This window comes from Aquimarina sp., assembly GCF_977115655.1.
Window position 1 is genome coordinate 1 of the sequence record NZ_CDSBKO010000119.1, and the last position, 5,353, is coordinate 5,353.

The 5,353-nt window shown below is 51.9% G+C and carries 2 protein-coding genes; both read left to right on the forward strand.

Annotation, left to right across the window (positions count from 1 at the left end):
* A partial coding sequence (locus ACZIYX_RS23470) for a pepsin/retropepsin-like aspartic protease family protein (protein ID WP_462684702.1) occupies positions 1–1,109 on the forward strand: 1,109 nt, incomplete at its 5' end.
* A 291-nt stretch (positions 1,110–1,400) separates the two neighbouring features.
* A partial coding sequence (locus ACZIYX_RS23475; RefSeq protein ID WP_462684703.1) for a hypothetical protein occupies positions 1,401–5,353 on the forward strand: 3,953 nt, incomplete at its 3' end.

A 5,353-nucleotide genomic window follows, 5' to 3' on the forward strand; every position in this document is an offset into this window, starting at 1 on the left:
ATTGGAAAGGAAGTAGTGGTGGGGGTAAAAACAAGCCATGGTGCAATACTTGTCGTACCAACGAGCACCACTACAAAGATTGCCCCAAAAAGCAGGAGAAAGCGAAAGAAGAGGAAAAGAAGGAGGCGAATATGGTGAAGACGGGAGCGGACGCGACCAACTGGCGTGAGACAGGGGCTGCAGCCGGGGACGGGAAATCCAAGACGGTTGAAAACACAGCGCCACACATGCCAGCAGGGTCAGCGGACCCTCGACTAGGGGGCTTTCGGGTATTGGGTGAAACGAAGCAAACAATGGTTGCAACGATAACCCCGACAAAGCCGATGTTACAAGCAAATTTGGTAGAGGCGAAGCCTGAAACGCTTCACGGCCTGTATATCGAAGTAGCAATCGACAACATCGGAGTCACAAGCCTGATCGACACGGGGGCACAAGCCACGCTGTTGAGCGCGATTGGGTATTGGACCCATTTCGCGAAATATCCGCTACAAAAAGTCAATGTGACATTCACGGGTTACAGCGACGGCATGACAAGCCACACACTGGGAAAATTCGAAGCCCCAACGACAGTGGCTGGAGTAACAAAGATGATAAACATGTACGTCATGGATAATCTGCAGGCGCCCCTCCTTTTTGGAGATGACGCGCTGAAGACGTTCGGACTAAAGCTGGATTATGAGAACATGCAAGTGTCATTGGGCAAGCAACAGATCCCAACATATTCGAAACCAATGGCCAGGACGACATTAGTCCCAGTGAGCGGTCGGAAAGAAGCGAGGACCGTCAACATGGAAGCAGTAGAAAGACTTGCCGTCGCGAGGGTACATGTGGGTGCGACCGTACCACTAAGAGCCATGAAGTACCTAGAGCGCAAGCCGGATGAGAAGAAGAAAGAGGGCAGACAGAGGAGGCCACAATGGCAGTCACAGAGAAAGAAAGATCTAAAAGACTCAGCCAGAAGAAGCAAGGCCGAATGCGAAGTGTCTCACCAAGGGTATCATTCCGAGAGTATGGAGTGGCAAAAGGAACCGGTAGACAAAATCTGGTACTGTCCTCGGTGTGTAAAGCGACTGACGAACGAGGACCAGGCCAATGATGATGTCTTGTGACAATTACCGCAAGCATTAATAATTTTATATTATTTTTACTTCCTTAGTTACATTATTAATAATATAAAAATAAAGTTAATAATTAAATTAATCTTTATTATTATTGTTACAGATCCGGTTTCCAAAGGCCAGAATGGCAAATATGAAGGCAGAGGATGGAGCAATGCACGGCATCCGGGGTACGACAAGAACCACCCCCTACGGTGCGCAGAAGTGGCCATCAACTTTCCAAGGGTCTTCGGACACCCCATCGATTCCGCACGAATGGTGGTGGTCGTGGAACACCTGGAAATGATGAAAGCGGCAATCGAGTTGCTCACATACGATGACGGCAATCAGACAACGATCGTGTCAGTGGACATCGAAGGCGTGTCACCGACGCCACAAATGGTCGAATCGTACAACAAGCACGTCAATGAGGGGAAACCCTATCGTAGCCTCGACTGGTGGTCGGCGCAGACGGAGCAACTGTTGGACGACGAGCAATTAAAGGGCACAAGGCCACACACGAAAGTCAGGACGATCCAGATCGGCACACCACGAGGAATAGTGGTCGTCTTCGACGTGATGGCCTTCGAGAAAGGAAAGGTGCCCAAAGAATTGATGGAGTTCCTGAACTCGGATGTGACCAAGATCTTCTGGGACGCATCTTCGGATGCCACTATGTGGCGAAACACATTCCGGGACAAATGGCCGGAGGGTAAAGTATTCGACCTGCAAGCAGCAATGTCACCGGCGGGAAGCAAACTGCGGCTCAAAGAACAGTTGCAACTGTATACGGGAGCCCTGCCAGCAGGAAAACAGCCCCAGGGAGCACAATTGCTACGGCCGCTACGGAAAAAGTTCGAAAGGGGCGAGATGGTCGACAGTGAGGACGGGTTCCGCACGTTCCTCAAATACGCAACGCAAGATGTCATCCTGCATGCGTTAATGGTCGCCAATCACGTTCGTTCGGAACTGGACCCAGAAGTGGCGCTCAATGCGGGGCAAGCATTCGAAATCCTTCGTCTGGCCCTACCAAGGAACTACCAGCAATCGACGAAGGTCGGCTACGACTGCTCCAAGAAAGCAGACGACATATACAAGGGACGGATCCAACGCTCCTACAAAGCGCTAGTGGCGTACTGGGAGAGTCGGGAAGGCAACTGCGAGCGGAAGAACACGAGTTGCCTTTATCAGATCGATGGGATGCAACTGCACCCACTGAGAACGGAGGATCTCAATAAATGGGTTCGCCTGTTCTCGCCTGGTCAACAAGCACTGGACAGGGCCGACCGATTCGAGTCGTTCATGCGGGACATCGAACCAAGGCTCAATCGAGAGGAGTTCCCACGTGAAATACTGGACTTGAGCGATTGGTCACAAAGACAGGGGGCGTTGCCTCCACGAATCAGTAGAAAGGGTAAAGTCCAACGACGACCCGTCACACCACCGGGGTACACAAGGTACATCGACGAGTTCGACGGGACCGATTATGTGGAACCAGACGAAGATCCGGACTACCCTTGGGCCAGTAAAGGGGCGAAGACACAATCGGCAGAAGAATGGCATGAACGGCAATGGGAGCAAGTGATACCCGGAAATCAACAACCCAAGCCGGAATCGATGGAAGTGGCGAAGGAGGCCTTAAAGGCAGTGGGGAAATACCGGGAGCAGGTGATGACCCAAGAAGGGCTGAATGCCGAGTGGAAAAAGATCCCGGAGGATCACAAGAAAGTGGGTCCAGGGAAAACAATCATTCCACCACCGGTGTTGGGAAAGGATGTTTTACATCCCGTCACCGACCCTCATTACTCACTTCGCCTGTACATTAGTCACCAAATGCAAAGGACGAAGGAACAAGAGCTGGAAGAGGTGGAGCAAGGGGTAACGAATGAAATGATTGAGGAACTGTGGGAGACAGTGGACGCGGAATTCAAGACCAGGGGCCAGGTGACAACGCCGTGCCCCATACTCGGTCAGGACATTGAGCCAAATATTGACTATGCGGACCTGCCTCGGGAACTGCAAAACTACATCAGCCAGTTCTGGGAAAATGAAACTCAGTTGGAACAAATGAGGCAAGCAAAGCTAAGACGGATGCAAGAAGAGCAGGAAGCTCAGCAACAACAAGAATTCCAACGAGGAGCGGGTACTAGCAGTCAAAGGGCACAAGGGCCGTCAACACGATCCAGAGAGGAGGCTCTCAAAATACTAACAGGAGCCCTCCCGACCCGGGATCGTACAGGTGTCGTCACCCCATTGACAGAAGACGACACAGCAATGGAAGGGGTACGAACAGCAGACAGGCCGACTCAGCAAATACAGTTGAGCGACGATATTCTGGCGGCGGCAATGGCGGTCCAAAACCAACCAATGGATACGTCAGGCCCTCCAACAGCATCCCAGCAACAACGGGGGGAAATACTTGCGAACAATGGGTTCGGTACTTTAATGAGGGAACTGACCCAGAAGGCGGAAATCATTAAGAACCTGCCAGGGGGAGCAGAACAAGTGAAAATTATTGAACGCACAAAAGAAACCATCAAAGAAGGGGTAAAAAGACGGGTGCAGTCCATCCTGGGAAAAAGGCAAGGACAGCATCAAGGGCCCGAAGAGGCAAATACACAAGGACAAACAAGAACGAAATGTCCGTCCTTGGAAGGGATGTACATCGGATTGGCCCACCTGCAAGCAGAAGTGGAACACATGCACCCGAATAACATCCCGATACCTCGAGCATCGACCGACCCCAGAGTGGATGACAGAGTGATCGCGTATCAGGACCTGTGTGACTGGATCACACTCATGCATGAACGGATAGAGAGTGTACGTCGGGGATTGGAAAGTGAGCTGAATGCTACGTCGAATCGCCAGAGAGCAGCCGACGAGCAAATCGAGAAAATGCGGTTGATGTACAGCGATGTGATCAACAGCCGCAACGCTGAAATCCAACAAGTGACGGCGTATAAAGATCTGAAAATCCAAAGTCTCAAGATGACACTGAAGCAAACGACAGAGACGTTCGCCGTACAGATGAGGACGCAACAAGCGGGTCCTCCTCCAATGGGGCAACCATGGGGACAGCAACTTCTCGTTACGATACCTGGAAGTACAGCGCGGGATGAGTCCTCATCAGGGAGAGATGATAAAGAAACAAGAACCCAAAGTCGTGGACGCCCACGGGAACGACAGCCAAGACCACGACAAGTTGTGGAAGACAAGCCAGTCATAGAAGCCGTGTTCGGGGAAAAAGCTACGGTGCGAAAACCCTGTGAAACGGTGGCCAAAATGGCAGTAATCGACCCGGTAGAACTGAAACGAAGCTTGTCTAAATGCTTCAAGAATTTTCAAGATCTGCAAGAGAGGAAAAAGGCGCAACAACGAGCTCTGTCAGAAACAGCACCGAAGGCCACAACGGCATCGGGAGCAAGCATCGACGAGCACTATAGAACGGGAGAAGACGCCACCACCGATGAAGATGGGAGTGCGAAATCAGCTGGCAAGGATTTAGCGGTGGCGAGGAAGATGCGAGAAAAGTCCCCAACGGACGAAGCAAGACAGGCTCTGATCAAGCCTGTGGAGCGCCGTCATGAATCACAAGGGTCAACCAAAGAACGTCGTCCGGCCGGCGACCGACTGAAGGATGACCATCAAGCATCTTCAAAGCGACGAAGAAGCCGCTCCAGAGAATATCAGCGTCGAAACTACTCACGAGAGACGTCTCGGGAGAGGGAACGACGCGGGTCAAAAGGAAAATCCAGATCCACAAGCTCCCGTTATCATGAAAGAGCGTCGAAAGAACCGAGAAGAGAAGAGAGGAGCCACTCGAGAAGAGGCAAAGAGCGAGAGGAAAGAAGACGGGAACGGTCAGAAGATCGAAGGGTGGACAATGTGGGGGGAATCCTAGTGATTCATCCCAAAGTGGCAGAACCAAAGGTGGTGAAACCAGTGAGAAAAGACTCGAAGGAGCCGGGGGAAGTATCGTCGTCAGACGATGGACAGAGTACCCCAGCGCCCACAAAGGGAATTGGCCGGGGAAGGGGTAAAGGAATCGTGTTGCCACAAGCATTGGTGAGGACGGTGGCTAATGAGAGAGCAGGGGCGGCGGCTCAACCCAACGACTTCGATGGGTTTGAAGCGGCCGAAGTGCTGGAAGTGCCGGCGGAACCAGCAGTACAAGTGGGCGGGGCAGCTGGTGCATACCATGATGTCGAGGATGTTATTGAACTGGACCCAATGGACACAGATGATCAACAACAACC